Source organism: Kitasatospora sp. NPDC088779 (genome assembly GCF_040685395.1).
In the GTDB taxonomy this organism is placed as follows: domain Bacteria; phylum Actinomycetota; class Actinomycetes; order Streptomycetales; family Streptomycetaceae; genus Kitasatospora.
In genome coordinates this window covers 143,769-158,898 of record NZ_JBFBHW010000011.1, presented here as the reverse complement: position 1 = coordinate 158,898, position 15,130 = coordinate 143,769, and the positions used below count along the sequence as shown (strand labels likewise).

The 15,130-nt window shown below is 73.1% G+C and carries 14 protein-coding genes and 1 pseudogene; 6 read left to right on the top strand and 9 right to left on the bottom strand.

Translation table 11 applies throughout. The features are described 5' to 3' along the window. Nucleotides 1–15: 15 nt before the first annotated feature. The 5 genes and pseudogenes from lpdA to cobU form a co-directional block, all read right to left on the bottom strand. Nucleotides 16–1,404, bottom strand: a complete 1,389-nt coding sequence (gene lpdA, locus AB0P03_RS13240; protein ID WP_363580954.1) for a dihydrolipoyl dehydrogenase — start codon at nucleotides 1,402–1,404, stop codon at nucleotides 16–18. Nucleotides 1,405–1,810: 406 nt separating this feature from the next. Continuing rightward, nucleotides 1,811–3,316 (bottom strand): leucyl aminopeptidase, encoded by a 1,506-nt coding sequence (locus AB0P03_RS13235; RefSeq protein ID WP_363580956.1) that lies wholly within the window; start codon nucleotides 3,314–3,316, stop codon nucleotides 1,811–1,813. Nucleotides 3,317–3,576: 260 nt separating this feature from the next. Continuing rightward, nucleotides 3,577–4,356, bottom strand: a complete 780-nt coding sequence (locus AB0P03_RS13230; RefSeq protein WP_363580958.1) for an adenosylcobinamide-GDP ribazoletransferase — start codon at nucleotides 4,354–4,356, stop codon at nucleotides 3,577–3,579. 87 nt (nucleotides 4,357–4,443) lie between these two features. Next, nucleotides 4,444–5,559 carry a nicotinate-nucleotide--dimethylbenzimidazole phosphoribosyltransferase gene (locus tag AB0P03_RS13225; RefSeq protein ID WP_363628804.1) on the bottom strand — a complete coding sequence of 372 codons (1,116 nt, stop codon included), beginning with the start codon at nucleotides 5,557–5,559 and terminating at the stop codon, nucleotides 4,444–4,446. A 28-nt stretch (nucleotides 5,560–5,587) separates the two neighbouring features. Further along, nucleotides 5,588–6,142: pseudogene (cobU, locus tag AB0P03_RS13220) on the bottom strand (bifunctional adenosylcobinamide kinase/adenosylcobinamide-phosphate guanylyltransferase); the annotation flags it as partial. A gap of 135 nt (nucleotides 6,143–6,277) precedes the next feature. Here cobU and AB0P03_RS13215 point away from each other — a divergent pair. Further along, entirely contained in the window at nucleotides 6,278–6,478 is a 201-nt protein-coding gene (locus AB0P03_RS13215) for a hypothetical protein (RefSeq protein WP_350886321.1), read from the top strand. A gap of 17 nt (nucleotides 6,479–6,495) precedes the next feature. On the opposite strand, the gene AB0P03_RS13210 is transcribed toward AB0P03_RS13215, so the two are convergent. Further along, the gene (locus AB0P03_RS13210) at nucleotides 6,496–7,236 is read right to left on the bottom strand and encodes a methyltransferase domain-containing protein (protein WP_363580980.1); all 741 of its coding nucleotides are present in this window, start codon (nucleotides 7,234–7,236) and stop codon (nucleotides 6,496–6,498) included. Between the two features lie 158 nt (nucleotides 7,237–7,394). After that, nucleotides 7,395–7,985: a DUF3043 domain-containing protein gene (locus AB0P03_RS13205; RefSeq protein ID WP_350886323.1), complete on the bottom strand. Its 591-nt coding sequence runs from the start codon at nucleotides 7,983–7,985 to the stop codon at nucleotides 7,395–7,397. Nucleotides 7,986–8,283: 298 nt separating this feature from the next. Here AB0P03_RS13205 and AB0P03_RS13200 point away from each other — a divergent pair, with 298 nt between their 5' ends. Further along, a complete protein-coding gene (locus tag AB0P03_RS13200) occupies nucleotides 8,284–9,087 on the top strand; it encodes a PspA/IM30 family protein (RefSeq protein WP_363580962.1) in 804 nt (267 codons plus the stop codon). Nucleotides 9,088–9,124: 37 nt separating this feature from the next. Next, nucleotides 9,125–9,418: a hypothetical protein gene (locus AB0P03_RS13195; protein ID WP_363622262.1), complete on the top strand. Its 294-nt coding sequence runs from the start codon at nucleotides 9,125–9,127 to the stop codon at nucleotides 9,416–9,418. 86 nt (nucleotides 9,419–9,504) lie between these two features. Here the strand turns inward: AB0P03_RS13195 and nadA are convergent, their stop codons facing one another. After that, nucleotides 9,505–10,677: a quinolinate synthase NadA gene (nadA, locus tag AB0P03_RS13190; RefSeq protein WP_363580982.1), complete on the bottom strand. Its 1,173-nt coding sequence runs from the start codon at nucleotides 10,675–10,677 to the stop codon at nucleotides 9,505–9,507. Nucleotides 10,678–10,908: 231 nt separating this feature from the next. Between nadA and AB0P03_RS13185 the strand changes: the two genes are divergently transcribed. The 3 genes from AB0P03_RS13185 to AB0P03_RS13175 all read left to right on the top strand — a co-directional run bounded on the left by AB0P03_RS13185 (nucleotide 10,909) and on the right by AB0P03_RS13175 (nucleotide 14,099). Continuing rightward, nucleotides 10,909–11,832 (top strand): NADP-dependent oxidoreductase, encoded by a 924-nt coding sequence (locus AB0P03_RS13185; RefSeq protein ID WP_363580966.1) that lies wholly within the window; start codon nucleotides 10,909–10,911, stop codon nucleotides 11,830–11,832. A gap of 215 nt (nucleotides 11,833–12,047) precedes the next feature. Beyond that, nucleotides 12,048–12,512: an Lrp/AsnC family transcriptional regulator gene (locus AB0P03_RS13180; protein WP_363580968.1), complete on the top strand. Its 465-nt coding sequence runs from the start codon at nucleotides 12,048–12,050 to the stop codon at nucleotides 12,510–12,512. A gap of 219 nt (nucleotides 12,513–12,731) precedes the next feature. Beyond that, complete coding sequence (locus tag AB0P03_RS13175; protein WP_244293334.1) at nucleotides 12,732–14,099, top strand: pyridoxal-dependent decarboxylase; 1,368 nt, start codon at nucleotides 12,732–12,734, stop codon at nucleotides 14,097–14,099. A 91-nt stretch (nucleotides 14,100–14,190) separates the two neighbouring features. Here AB0P03_RS13175 and AB0P03_RS13170 read toward each other — a convergent pair whose 3' ends face one another. Further along, nucleotides 14,191–15,051, bottom strand: coding sequence for a GNAT family N-acetyltransferase (locus AB0P03_RS13170; RefSeq protein WP_363580970.1), 861 nt, complete (start codon nucleotides 15,049–15,051; stop codon nucleotides 14,191–14,193). Nucleotides 15,052–15,130: the final 79 nt, after the last annotated feature.

Below are 15,130 nucleotides of genomic sequence, written 5' to 3'. Positions count from 1 at the left end.
GGGGTGGTGGCGTGATCAGTCGTGCGCGTGCAGCGGCTTGCCGGCCAGCGCCAGGTGCGCCTCGCCCAGGGCCTCGGACTGGGTCGGGTGCGCGTGGATGAGCTGCGCGACCTCGGCCGGCAGGGCCTCCCAGTTGTAGATCAGCTGAGCTTCGCCGACCTGCTCGCCCATGCGGGCGCCGACCATGTGGACGCCGACCACGGCGCCGTCCTTGACCTGGACGAGCTTGATCTCGCCGGCGGTCTTCAGGATCTTGCTCTTGCCGTTGCCGGCCAGGTTGTACTTGAGGGTGACGACCTTCTCCTTGCCGTACAGCTCGACGGCCTTGGCCTCGGAGATGCCGACGGAGGCCACCTCGGGGTTGGAGTAGGTCACGCGCGGGACGCCGTCGTAGTCGATCGGCACCGGCTTGAGGCCGGCCAGGCGCTCGGCGACCAGGATGCCCTCGGCGAAGCCGACGTGGGCCAGCTGCAGGGTCGGGGCGAGGTCGCCGACGGCCGAGATGGTGGGCACGTTGGTGCGCATGTACTCGTCGACCAGGACGTAGCCGCGGTCCATCGCGACGCCGTTCTCCTCGTAGCCGAGGCCGGACGAGACCGGGCCGCGGCCGATGGCGACGAGCAGCAGGTCGGCGTCGATCTGCTTGCCGTTCTCGGTGGAGACGCGGACACCGGCCTCGGTGTACTCGACGCCCGAGAAGCGGGCCTTCAGCTCGAACTTGATGCCGCGCTTGCGGAACGCGCGCTCCAGCAGCTTGGAGGAGTTCTCGTCCTCCAGCGGGACGAGGTGCGGCAGCGCCTCGACGATGGTGACCTCGACGCCGAAGGACTTCCAGACCGAGGCGAACTCGACGCCGATCACGCCGCCGCCGAGGATGACGGCCGACTTCGGGATGCGGTCGAGCTTGAGGGCGTGGTCCGAGGAGATCACGCGGTTGCCGTCGATCTCCAGGCCCGGGATCGAGCGCGGCACGGAGCCGGTGGCCAGGACGATGTGGCGGCCCTCGATGCGCTGGCCGTTGACGTCCACCGAGGTCTGCGAGGAGAGCTTGCCCGCGCCCTGGATGAAGGTGACCTTGCGGGAGGCGACCAGGCCCTGGAGGCCCTTGTACAGGCCGGCGATGACGTCGTCCTTGTACTTGTGGACGCCGTTGATGTCGATGCCCTGGAAGGTGGCCAGAACGCCGAACTCGGCGGCCTCCTTCGTCTCGTCCGCGATCTCGGCGGCGTGCAGCAGAGCCTTGGTCGGGATGCAGCCGCGGTGCAGGCAGGTGCCGCCCAGCTCCCCCTTCTCGACCAGGGCGACGCTCAGGCCCAGCTGAGCGGCGCGGAGCGCCGCGGCGTAACCGCCGCTTCCGCCTCCGAGAATGACTACGTCGAAAACGGTGCTGGCGTCGTTCGCCACGTCACGTCCTCCATGCAATGGGGTGGGTCGCCGGGCCGGTCGCGGTCCGGTGGGTCGGAAGCCTTTGTGAGGCGCCCAGTCGTGCCGGAAATACATCTTCGCACTTGTTCGCGGTGGCTGATGTCCGGGTCCACCCCAGGGGTGTCCCACAGAGCGGTCACCGGGGCGGGAATACCCCCGACGGAAGGGCATCATTGCAGCTCAACGCGGGGTTGACAGCCGCCGGACGGGCGTCGGCGCAGCCCTGCGGCGCCATGTCTTCCGCAGGGTGGAACAAAGTTTCGCCCGCAGCGAACAGAGGTGCGGGGCGGGGTCCCGGCCTACTCGCGGGTAACCGGCGCCGGCGCGCGAACGCCGACGGGGGCCCGGCGCACGCGCGCCGGACCCCCGTCGACTCGGTGCCTGATCAGGCCTTGTTGCCCGCCGCGGTCTGCTCGGCGAACCGGACCAGGGTGCGCACCGCGCTCGCGGTGCCGCCCTTCGGGGTGTAGCCGAACGGCGCGCTCTCGTGGAACGCCGGGCCGGCGATGTCCAGGTGCGCCCAGTCGATGCCCTCGGCCACGAACTCCTTCAGGAACAGGCCGGCCACCAGGCCGCCGCCCATCCGCTCGCCCATGTTCGCCAGGTCGGCGATGGTCGACTCGGTCATGCCCTTGCGCAGCTCGGCCGGCAGCGGCATCGGCCAGGACTGCTCGCCGACCTCGCCCGAGACGGTGTGCAGGGTCTCGCGCAGCTCGTCGTTGTTGGACATCACACCGAAGGTGCGGTTGCCCAGGGCCAGCACCATGGCGCCGGTCAGGGTCGCCACGTCGACGATGACGTCCGGGTTCTCCTCGCCGGCGCGCACGATCGCGTCGGCCAGCACCAGACGGCCCTCGGCGTCGGTGTTCAGCACCTCGACGGTCTTGCCGCCGTACATGCGCAGCACGTCGCCGGGGCGGGTGGCGGAGCCGGACGGCATGTTCTCGGCCAGCGCCAGCCAGCCGGTCACGTTGACGGCCAGGCCCAGGCGCTTGGCGGCCACCACGGCGGCGAACACGGCGGCGGCGCCGGCCATGTCGCACTTCATGGTCTCGTTGTGGCCGGCCGGCTTCAGCGAGATGCCGCCCGAGTCGTAGGTGATGCCCTTGCCGATGAAGGCCAGCGTGGCCTTCGCCTTCGGGTGGGTGTAGGCCACCTTCACCAGCCGCGGCGGGTTGGCCGAGCCGTTGCCGACGCCCAGCAGGCCGCCGAAGCCGCCCTTGAGCAGCGCCTTCTCGTCCAGCACCTCGACCTTGAGGCCGTGCTCCTTGCCGGCCGCCTGGGCGATCGCGGCGAAGCTCTTCGGGTTCAGGTCGTTCGGCGCGGTGTTGACCAGGTCACGGGCCCGGTTCATCTCCTCGCCGACCGCGGCGGCGCGCTCCACGGCCGCCTTGGCGTCCTTGCTGCCCTTGCGGGGGGCCAGCACGACCAGCTCGCCGACCGGCTCCTTGCCGCTGCCGTCGGCCTTGTAGGTGCCGAAGGCGTACGAGCCGAGCAGGCCGCCCAGCGCGACGGCCTCGACCTCGTCCGCGGACTCGGTCGGCAGGGCCAGCGCGGCCTTCTTGGCGCCGGCCAGGGTGCGGGCGGCGACACCAGCGGCGCGGCGCAGCGCCTCCAGCTGGTAGCCGGCCTCGGCGGCCTCGCCGAGGCCGACCGCGAGCACGAGCGCGGCCTTCAGGCCGGCGGGGGAGGGCACCTTGACGGCCTCGCCCTCGGCGCCGGTCGCGCCCAGGGTGCTGAGGACCTCGGTCAGCTTGCCCTCGAACGCCTCGTTCACGGCCTCGGAGCCGGGGGCCAGCACGATGCCCTTGGGGCCCTTGGCGACACCGACCACCAGGGCGTCCGCGCGCAGCGAGGCGGCGGAGGAGGTGCTCACAGACAATGCAGTCACGTAATGCGTCCTGTTCTTTCGCGGTCCACGGCCGGTTGCGGCGAGGCTGCCGCACCGGCGCAACCCGCCGTCGCAGGCCGGACCGCCCGGCACGCTCCGGGTCCGGGCCCCCTGGCGCGCGCACCCGCGCAGGTCGCGGCCACGCACACCAGAGGCCCCGGCTCCTCGGGTCACGCCGGGCGGGCAGGACCTGCGACGGTGCAGGGCTGCGGTGCTCCCCGCATGGTAGTCCGCATGGTGGGATCACGCGCCGCCCGGTATCAGCCGAGCAACGCCAGGGCGAACAGCGAGGCGGTCGCGGCGGTTTCCGCCATCGCGCCGAGCACGTCCCCGGTGATTCCGTCGAACCGCCGTACGCAGCGCCGGAGCAGCAGCTGGGCGCAGCCGACGCCGAGCACAACGGACAGGGGGAGGCGGAGGATTGACGATCCGTCAAACAGTCCGAGTGCGGCCAGGGCGAGCGCTGCGGCGGCCGTCCCCGCGACCGCTCCGGCGGGTGCCACGGTGCCCGCCACCATCGCGCCCAGGCCGCCCGGCCGGGCGGCCGGCACCGACCGCAGGCAGCCCCAGGCGAGCGCGCACCGCGCGGTCACCGCCGACGCCAGCACCGCGAGCGCGCCGCGCGTGGTCGACTCGGCGAACTGTCCGGCCAGCGCCGCGATCTGGGCCAGCAGCACGAGAACGAGGGTCAGGACGCCGAACGGGCCGATGTCGGACTGCTTCATGATGCGCAGCGCGTCCTCGGCCGGTTTCCCGCTGCCCAGGCCGTCGGCCACGTCCGCCAGACCGTCCAGGTGCAGCCCCCGGGTGAGCGCGGCCAGCACCCCCACCGCCGCCACCGCCCCGAGCAGCCCGCCGGCCCGCCAGGCCACCAGCGCCCCCGCCCCGGCGCCCGCCGCGCCGAGCACCAGCCCCACCACCGGGGCCGCCGTCATCGCCCGCGCCGCCGCGGCCCGGTCCCACCGCTCCACCCGCACCCGCAGCACGGACAGCGTCCCGAACCCGAACCGGAGCCCCTCGGCCCAACTGGCGCCCTGCACGACGTGTTTCCCTCCGAACGGAAGCGCCCCGTCCGATGTGCCGGACGGGGCGCCCATGATCCTGGTGCCACGGGTTGCTGCGGGTTCCTACAGCCGCCGCAGCAGGTCCGCCGCCGACGGCAGCTTCGGCTGCTCCTTCGGCGCCGACGGCACGAACGGCCGCGGGGCCTCGTCCGCGAGCGCGTCGCCCGCGGCCTGGAGCAGAGGTAGGGCCAGCAGCGCGCCGAGGCCCTCGCCCATGGTGATCCCCTGGTCCTGCAACGGCGTCAGGGTGAGGCGGTCGTAGGCCTTGGCCTGGGCGGGCTCGCCGCTCGACTGCCCGGCCCGCCACCACTCCGGCGCCCGGAAGGCGATCCGCTGCGCGACCAGCGCGCAGGCCGCCGAGACGACGCCGTCCAGCACCACCGGGAGCCGTCGCGCCGCGGCCTGGAGCAGGAAGCCGGTGATCGCCGCGAAGTCGGCCCCGCCGGTGGCGCCGAGCAGCGCCAGCTGGTCGCCGAGGACGGGCCGGGCCCGCCGCAGGGAGTCGCGGATGGTGGCGCACTTGACCATCCAGACCCGGTCGTCGACGCCCGAGCCGCGCCCGGTGACGGCGGCCGCGTCCGTTCCGCACAGCGCGCCGACCAGGACGGCGGCGACGGTGGTGGCGCCGACGCCGAGGTCGCCGAGCAGCACCAGGTCGGTGCCGGCGTCGGCCTCCTCGTCGGCGACGGCCATGCCGGCCCGGAAGGCCCGCGCGGTCTCCTCGGGGGTGAGCGCGTCCTCGACGTCGATCCGGCCGGAGCCGCGCCGGATCCGGTGGGTGACCACGTCGTCCGGGAAGTCGGCGGGGTCGGCGTCCACCGCGACGTCGACGACCCGCACCTCGGCGCCGTAGCGCCGGGCCAGCCGGGTGACCGGCGCGGTGCCGTCCAGGACGGCGCGCACCCGCGCGGCGGTGCCGCCCTTGGCGGGCAGCCGGGACACCCCGAGCGCGGCCACGCCGTGGTCGGCGGCGAACAGCAGCACCTTGGGGGCCGACACCGGCCGCACGGGGGATCGCCCCTGTACGGACGACAGCCAGCTGCCCAGCTCCTCCAGCTTGCCGAGCCCGCCGCGCGGCCGGCCGGCCTCCTGCCAGCGTTCCTCGGCGGCCCGTCGGGCGCTCTCGTCGGGGCGCTCGACGAGCGAGGAGAACGTATCGAGATCCACGGTCGTGTCCATCGTCCGGAAGGCTACACGCCGCAGATGTTCAGGCGGCGGCTGGCTTGACGGTCAGAACCTGCCCGGCCACGACCAGCAGCACACGCTCGGAGGCGTCCGCCACGGCCATGTTCAGCCGGCCCAGGGTGTCGCGGAAGCGCCGGCCGGCGGCGGTCGCCGGGACGACGCCCATCCCGACCTCGTTGCTGACCGCGACGGCCGTGCGCCCGGTGGCCGCCCAGGCCCGCGCCAGGGCCTCGCAGCGCCGTTGGACGGCGGCCTCCCCACCCGTAGCCCAGACCGCGTCGTCCCAGGCGCCGCACTCGTCCATCACGGCGGTCAGCCACAGCGCCAGGCAGTCGACCAGCACCGGCGCCGGGTCGGTCCGGTCGGCCAGCACGGCCTCCAGGTCGCAGGTCTCGGCGGTGCGCCAGCTCGCCGGCCGCCGCTCGCGGTGCAGCGCGACCCGCTGGGCCCACTCGGCGTCGCCGTCCCGGGCGCCGCCGGTGGCCACGTACAGGACGTCCGGGTGGTCGGCGAGCAGCTGCTCGGCCCGGGTGGACTTGCCGGAGCGGGCGCCGCCGAGCAGCAGCGTGCGGGGGAGCGGGTGGTGGATCGCCATGCCGCCCATCCTGCCCGACCGGGCATCCGGACCGTCCGGCCAGGCATACGGAAGATCGGGCCGGGCAGGCTAAGGTGCGCAGCACGCAGGCAGCGTCGTCGGTGGGAGGAGCCGGGCATGGTCTGGACGTGGCGGTACGAGAAGGCGGACGGCACCGCGGTGGTGCCGGAGGGCGCTCAGGAGGAGTTCGCCGGTCAGGGGGACGCCGAGACCTGGATCGGGGAGTCCTGGAAGCAGCTCGCCGAGGACGGCATCGACACGGCGGTCCTGCTGGACGACGACCGGGTGATCTACTCGATGAGCCTGCACGAGGCGTAACCGCCGTCGCGGGGCCGCTACTTGGCGCCGACCACGTGCAGCAGCGCGGCGACCTGCCGGTACGGGTCGGTGCGGCCGGCCCGGTCCTCGGCCTCCAGCAGCTGGGCGAGCTGCCGCCCGTCCACCGGCGGGGTCGCGTCGTCGGGCGCGTTGTCGGTGAAGACCCGTACGCCGTACCAGTGCTTCAGCGGCACCGACACCTCGGAGAGGGTGACGGTGAGGTCGGCGAGGCGGTCGGCGCGGGCGGCCAGCCCGAGCCGGTTGTAGTACCGGTCGCTCTCGAAGGCGTGCAGGGCGGCCCGCCAGTCCCCGGCGGCGGCGGGCCGCAGGGCGAGCGCGTCGCGGTTGCGGACCAGCAGCGAGAGCAGCCCGCCCGGGGCCAGCAGCCGGGCCAGCGAGGCGATCATCGGGTCGGGGGCGGGCAGGTACATCAGGACGCCGTGGCAGAGCACCACGTCGAAGCTGCGCGGGCCGAACCAGCGCCCGCACTGGTGGGCGTCGCCGCTGAGCAGTTGCAGCCGGCCGGCAACCTCCGGCGGTTCCTCGGCGAGCGCCCCCTGGGCGACGCCGAGCGCGACCGGGTCGGAGTCGATGCCGGTGACGTAGTGGCCGGCCCGGGCCAGGCGCAGCGCCTGGGTGCCCTGGCCGCAGCCGATGTCGAGGACGCGCTGCGCGGTGCGGCCGGCCAGCTGCTCGGCGAGCTGCCGGGAGACCAGTTCCTGGCGGACGAAGTTGCGCAGTCCGCCGAGCCGGTCCAGCCAGGCGCCGGTACCGCCGGCGAAGGAGCCGCTGCGCGAGGGCAGCCGGCGCTCCTGGCCGATCCGGTCGTGGCCGCCGTCCCCCTGCCCCGGCAACGCGTACAGGCCGGGCCCCTCCCAGGAAGGGGGGGCCCAGCCGGAGTCCACCGGTTCGGCGGTCAGGGCTTCTCTCCGCGCCGCACCTGCGGCTTGGGCAGTCGCAGCCGGCGCATCTGCAGGATGCGCATCAGGCCGTAGGCGACCGCGCCGCGGGTGTTCTGGCCGGCGAAGCGCTCGGCGAACTGCTTGCGCAGACCGAAGCCGAGGCGGACGAAGTCCAGGATCACCAGCACGAAGAACAGCAGGAACAGCAGCGTGGACAGCAGCTGGATGGCGGGCACCTTGATGATGCTCAGCACCAGGATGACCACGGCGGCGGGCAGGAAGAACTCGGCGAGCGACCAGCGGGCGTCCACGTAGTCGCGGGCGAACTTGCGCACCGGGCCCTTGTCACGGGCCGGCAGGTGGCGCTCGTCGCCCTCCAGCAGCGCGGTGCGCTGCTTCTCGCGCTCGGAGCGCATCCGCTCGCGGGCCTGGCGGGCGGCCTCCTTGCGGTCCTTGGGCACCGTCACCCGGGTGCGCCGGTTGGCCTCGGCCTCACTGCGCTTGGGCGTTGGCCGGCCCTTCTTGGCCTGGGGGTGGCGGGTCTCGTCCGGCTTCTCCAGCACGGTGGCGGAGGCGGCTGCATCATCTGAACGGCGTCGGAACACACCACCAGCGTACGGGGTGCCGGGCGGCTTCTCGGGGTCCCCTCGGACCCAAACGCGTATCAATCCGCGAGGTCGGCGCCCGCCGGGGTTTCCCGGCCCCTTCCCGTAGGGGATCAATCGGATGGACTATGGAGGGGATGAGAGGCGGATCCACCCGGGGGAGGAGGAACTCCGCTGGTCGCTGTAGCAGTCTTGTAGCAGGCAGGTGCACTGCGGCGACGGGCTCGCTGCACATACACTCGTCGTGTCTGGTATCGAGATAGAGACCGCAGGCCGGAGAAGGGGGCACCCGAGGCCCATGAGCGACGGAATCATGAAGCGTATGGGGTTGATCTTCCGCTCCAAGGCGAACAAGGCCTTGGACCGGGCGGAGGATCCCCGAGAGACGCTCGACTACTCCTACCAGAAGCAGCTCGAACTGCTGCAGAAGGTACGGCGTGGCGTCGCGGACGTCGCGACCTCGCGCAAGCGCCTGGAACTCCAGCTGACCCAGCTCCAGCAGCAGTCGGCGAAGTACGAGGACCAGGGCCGCAAGGCGCTGTCCCTGGGCCGCGAGGACCTCGCGCGCGAGGCGCTGACCCGCCGGGCCAACATGCAGTCCCAGATCACCGACCTGGAGACGCAGTACCAGGCCCTCCAGGGCGAGGAGGAGAAGCTCACGCTCGCCTCCCAGCGGCTGCAGGCCAAGGTGGACGCCTTCCGCACCAAGAAGGAGACCATCAAGGCCACCTACACCGCCGCTCAGGCGCAGACCCGCATCGCCGAGTCCTTCTCCGGGATCTCGGAGGAGATGGGCGACGTCGGCCTGGCCATCCAGCGGGCCGAGGACAAGACGGCCCAGATGCAGGCCCGGGCCGGTGCGATCGACGAGCTGCTGGCGTCCGGTGCGCTCGACGACTCCAGCGGTCTCGGCCGCAAGGACGACATCGAGGCCGAGCTGGAGCGGGTGGCCGGCGGCACCGACGTCGAGCTGGAGCTGGCCCGGATGAAGGCCGAGCTGGGGGGCCCGTCCTCCGGTCCGGCCGCGATCGAGCAGGGCAATTCGCAGCAGCCGCAGGCCCAGCCGCAGCAGGACACCCCGCGCATCAACTACAACAAGTGATCTGAGCTCCATCCCACGAACCAGGGAGACGCACGGCATGATCATGAGGGTCATGGGTGAGGGGCAGTACGAGGTGGGCGAGTCCCACCTGAACCTGCTCAACGAGCTCGACGCCGAGCTCGTCACCGCAGTGGAGTCGGGGGACGAGGAGCACTTCCGTCGGGCCTACGGCAAGCTGCTGGACGCGGTGAAGCAGTTCGGCACTCCGGTGCCGCTGGATTCACTGGCGCCGTCCGAGCTGATCCTGCCGAGCGCCGAGGCGACGATCGACGAGGTCCGCGAGATGTTGATGGCCGACGGCGAGGGTGTGATCCCGGGCTACCCCGAGTAGCCGCCGCGGCCGGTGCCAGACGAAAGGGCGGGTCCCCTCCGGTGGGAGGGGACCCGCCCTTCGTCGTGTCCCGGCGGCCGGGCCGGCTACGGCAGGGCCAGCATCCGGTCCAGCGCCGCCTTGGCGTACTTCTCGGTCTCCGGGTCGACGGTGATCACGTTCGGCACCCGGCCCTCGACCAGCGACTCCAGCGCCCAGACGAGGTGCGGCAGGTCGATCCGGTTCATGGTGGAGCAGAAGCAGACCGTCCGGTCCAGGAAGACGATCTCCTTGTCCGGGTGGGCCTTGGCCAGGCGGCGGACCAGGTTCAGCTCGGTGCCGATGGCCCACTTGGAGCCGGGCTCGGCGGCGTCCAGCGCCTTGATGATGTACTCGGTCGAGCCCACCATGTCGGCGGCCGAGACGACCTCGTGCTTGCACTCGGGGTGCACCAGCACGGTGACGCCGGGGATCCGCTCGCGCACGTCGTTCACCGAGTCCACGCTGAACCGGCCGTGCACCGAGCAGTGGCCGCGCCACAGGATCATCTTGGCGTCCCGCAGCTGCTCGGCGGTCAGGCCGCCGTTCGGCTTGTGCGGGTTGTACAGGACGCAGTCGTCCAGCGAGAGGCCCAGATCGCGCACCGCGGTGTTGCGGCCGAGGTGCTGGTCGGGCAGGAACAGGACCTTCTGGCCCTGCTCGAAGGCCCACTCCAGGGCGCGTTCGGCGTTGGAGGAGGTGCAGATGGTGCCGCCGTGCTTGCCGGTGAAGGCCTTGATGTCGGCGGAGGAGTTCATGTACGAGACCGGGACGGTGACGTCGGCTATGCCGGCGTCGGTCAGCACGTCCCAGCACTCGGCGACCTGCTCGGCGGTGGCCATGTCGGCCATCGAGCAGCCGGCCGCGAGGTCCGGGAGGACGACCTGCTGGGCGTCGCCGGTCAGGATGTCGGCGGACTCGGCCATGAAGTGCACGCCGCAGAAGACGATGTACTCGGCCTCCGGGCGGGCCGCCGCGTCCCGCGCGAGCTTGAAGGAGTCGCCGGTGACGTCGGCGAACTCGATCACCTCGTCGCGCTGGTAGTGGTGTCCGAGGATGAAGACGCGGTCACCGAGCGCGGCCTTGGCGGCGCGGGCGCGCTCGACGAGGTTCGGGTCGGAGGCCGGGGGGAGGTCGCCGGGGCACTCGACGCCGCGCTCGCTGTTCGGGTCGGCCTCGCGGCCGAGCAGCAGCAGAGCGAGCGGCGTCGGAGTGGGGTCGACGCCGTGGGTCTCGGTGATGGTGGTGGTCACGGGCGGGTGCCCTTCTGTGCGGCCGATCAAGCCTGAAGCCTTTTCGTCTATCTGACGCTATCTATGATAACCGGTTGGTGTCAGAGTGACGATGGCCATCCTGTCGATGTGACGAGAACCGCTCGCCGAATCGGACCCTGGCGGAACCGGATGACCGTTTTGGGGTGGTCCTCGCGTGGCCGAATCGATATCCGGCCGGGCCCGGGTATGGCTGAGGCCATGAAGGCAATCGCGATCAACCGCTACGGCGGCCCCGAAGTCGTCGAGTACACCGACCTGCCCGACCCCAAGGTCGGTCCGGACTCGGTCCTGGTGCGGATGCGGGCGGCCGGGGTGAACCCGGTGGACTGGAAGATCCGGGACGGCGCCCTGGACGGCCTGCTGGACGCGCACTTCCCGCTCGTCATGGGCTGGGACCTGGCCGGCGTGGTCCGCGCCGTCGGCGGCGGCGTCACCGAGTTCGCGCCCGGCGACGAGGTCTACGGCTACGTCCGCAAGGACACCGTCGAGCACGGCACCTACGCCGAACTCGTCTCCGCCCCGGTCCGCACCCTCGCCCGCAAGCCGGCCGCACTGGACTGGGCCCAGGCCGGCGGCCTGCCGCTGGCCGGGCTCACCGCGCTGCAGAGCCTCAAGGCACTGCGGCTGCGGGCGGGGGAGACCCTGCTGGTGCACGCCGCGGCCGGCGGGGTCGGGCACCTGGCCGTCCAGATCGCCCGGGCCCTCGGAGCCCGGGTGATCGGCACCGCGGGCGAGCGCAACCACGACTACCTGCGCGGCCTCGGCGCCGAGCCGGTGCTCTACGGCGAGGGCCTGGCCGACCGGGTCCGGGCGCTCGCCCCGGGCGGGATCGACGCGGCCCTCGACCTGGTCGGCCACGGCGCCGTCCCGCTCTCGGCGAGCCTGGTGGCGGACCAGAGCCGGATCGCCTCGATCACCGACTTCGGGGTGAAGGCCCTCGGCGGCCACTACGTCTGGGTCCGCCCGGACGCCGCGGACCTCGCCGAACTGGCTGCGCTGGCCGACGACGGCCGGCTGACCGTCACCGTCGCCTCCACCTTCCCGCTCTCCCAGGCGGCCTCCGCCCAGGCGCTCAGCGCCGAGGGCCGCACCCGGGGCAAGATCGTCCTGCTGGCCGACTGACGGCGGACTGACGCCGGACTGACGGCGGACCGGCTGCCGACCGGCGGCGGACCACCGACGGACCACCGGCCGTCATCTGCCAGCGGTGAACTCGCTCCTGACATCCGCCAGAATGGTTGGCGAACCGTTTCGGCAGCCGCCCCTACCGCCCTCCGTCCGAGGGCCCGCCGCCCGAGGCCGCAACCGACCCGTACGACCCGTGGAGCCCCGCACCGATGACCAGCAGCCGAGCGCACGAGGTGGTCGGGACCGACCTGGACGAGACCGACCGGCTCCTGCTCGCCCGGCTCGGCCGCGACGGCCGCGCCTCGTACGCCGAGATCGGCCTCCAGGTCAACCTCTCCGCCACCGCCGTGCGCCGCCGGATCGACCGGCTGCGGGCGCGCGGCGTGGTGCGGGGCTTCACCGTGGTGCTCGACCCGTCGGTGCTCGGCTGGCAGACCGAGGCCTTCGTCGAGGTCTACTGCCGCGAGCGGACCGCCCCCGAGGAGATCCTCGCCAGCCTGCGCCAGTTCCCCGAGGTGGTCGCCGCCTGGACGGTCACCGGCGACCCGGACGCCCTGGTCCACCTGCGCGCCGCCGACATGCGGCACCTGGAGGCCGTCATCGAGCGCATCCGCCGCGAGCCCGGCGTCCAGCGCAGCCGCTCCTCGGTCGTCCTCTCCCAGCTCATCGGCTAGGGCGCGCCCTAGCCCGCCGGCCCCCGTCCGGCCCCCTCCGGCCGGTGCGCAGGAATCCTGCGCGGACCGGCCCGAAGACGCCCGAAAGCTGCCTGACCAGCCGGGTTCCGACGCGCGGCGAACCCCTCCCGCTGCCTACGCTGATCACGTCCGGTCCACGCGGTGAACCGCCCCGCCGACCGGGCATCCCCCGACACCCCACAGCCGAGAGGGACAGCCGTGTCCGCAGCCCCCGACCGCATGCACCGGCCCGACAACGAACTGGTCGACCTGGTTTTCGACTACATGCGGGACCGGCTGCAGTACGACCCCGTCCCGCTCGACCACCCCGGTGACGGCGAGCACCTGCGCGCCCAGCTGGCCGGTCTGCTGAACGCGGACGGCAACGCCCCCGCCGACGTGCTCAAGCTCTACGACCACGAGCTGTCCCGCGCGGTGATCTCCGCCGACAGCCCGCGCTACCTGTCGTTCATCCCGTGCGCCCCGACCAAGGCCGCGCTGCTCTTCGACATGGTGGTCTCCTGCGCGTCCCTGCAGGGCATCTCCTGGCTGGAGGCGGCCGGCGCGATCGCCGCCGAGAACCAGGTGCTGCGCCTGATCGCCGACCGCGCCGGCCTGCCCGCCTCGGCCGGCGGCACCTTCGTCTCCGGCGGCTCCGCGGGCAACCTCTCCGCCCTCGTCGTCGCCCGCGACACCGCCCGCCGCAAGCTTGGCGTCGGGCCGGAGGCGCGGCTGCGGATCGCCGTCGCCGACCAGGTCCACTCCTCGGTCAAGAACACCTTCAACATCATCGGCGTCGAGGCCTTCAAGGTCCCCACCGTGAACCGCCGGTTCACCGGCGAGGCGCTGCGCGCCGCGCTGGCCGCAGACCCGAACCCGGAGACCGTCATCGCGGTCGTGGGCACGGCCGGGACGACCAACGAGGGCATCGTCGACGACCTCAAGGGCCTGGCCGAGGTCGCCCGCGAGCGGGACCTCTGGTTCCACGTCGACGGCGCCTACGGCGGCGCGGGCCTGTTCGCCCCCTCGGTGCGCGAGCGCTACAACGGCATCGAGCACGCCGACTCCTTCGTCGTCGACCCGCACAAGTGGCTGTTCGCCCCCTTCGACTGCGCCGCGCTGATCTACCGCAACCCGCAGCTCGCCCGGGCCGTGCACACCCAGGACGCCTCCTACCTCGACGTCCTGCACACCGAGGGCGACGAGTGGAACCCCACCGACTACGCCTACCACCTCACCCGGCGCGCCCGCGGCCTGCCGCTGTGGTTCTCCCTCGCCGTCCACGGCACCCAGGCCTACACCGACGCCATCGAGGCCGGCCTCACGCTCGCCCGGGACACCGCCCAGCTCATCCGCGACACCGACCACCTGGAGCTGCTGTTCGACCCGCAGCTCTCGGCCGTCTGCTTCAAGCGCAAGGGCTGGACCAACGAGGACTACTACCGCTGGTCGCAGCAGCTGCTCGCGGACCAGATCGGCTTCGTCACCCCCACCGGCTGGGACGGCGAGACGGTCGCCCGCTTCGCCTTCCTGCACCCGGGCACGACGATGGACATGGTCCGGGAGATCCTGGACACCATGGCCTGATCGGCCCCCGGTGACCCGTGGCCCCCGCCGGAGCAGGCAGCCGGCGGGGGGCCCGTCGTCCAGTCGTCCAGTCGTTCCGTCGTCCCGTGGTTCAGAGGAAGGCGCCGCTCGGCAGGTACGGCGCCGGCGGCCGCATCCCGCGCAGCCCGACGAAGCCCCGGCTCCGCGGGGTCAGCCCCACCTCCAGGCCGACGTCCAGCGCCCACTCCTGCTCGGCGGTCAGGAACTCCACGCGCGCCTCGACCCCGTCCGGCACCCGGGCCAGCGCCTCGCGCAGCAGCCGGGCGGCGATCCGCTTGGTGGTGGCCGCCAGCAGCTTCACCTCGCCGCCGTCCCGGTAGCAGTAGCCGCTGCCGGCCAGCGCGTCGGCGATCAGCAGTTCCTCGAAGTGGCCCAGCATCAGCTCGTGGTCCGGGCCGTGCGCGGACCCGCGCAGCCGCCGGTCCACCGAGTCCAGCAGGTGCCGGTGGACGGCGCCGCCCCGGTGCACCGGGATGTCCCCCGGGTCGAGCAGCCCGGCCCGGTCCACCCGCCCGGTCAGCCGCATCGCCGGGTGCAGGGTGAACCCGGCCAGCCGGTAGCGGCGGGCCGCCGCCGGGGACGCCGACGCGCAGACCATCCCGCGCAGGCAGCCCCGCGAGTGTGCCGCCGCCCGTTCCAGCAGCAGCCGCCCGACGCCCTTGCCCTGCGCCTGCGGCCGGACCGCGAACAGCGACGGCGCCCACAGGCCCTCCCGGCGCATCGACAGCACCGCGCCGACCGGCTCCCCGCCGCTCTCCGCCAGCCAGCAGCCCTCCGGATCGGTGCGTGCCAGATGTCTGGTCCGGGCGAGCTGCAGCGGGGTCCGTGCGGGCGCCGGACCGGGCAGGGCCGGATCGGCGAACGCGGCGAGGGAAAGCTCCTGGACGGCCTCCGCGTCGGCGGCGGTGTCCCTGACCTGGCGCAGGATCATGGCCACCATCCTGGCGTCCGCGGGCCCGGCCCGGGGCGGGTTCCCCGGATTCCGCGGCTCGGGCGGTGACCCACCCTCC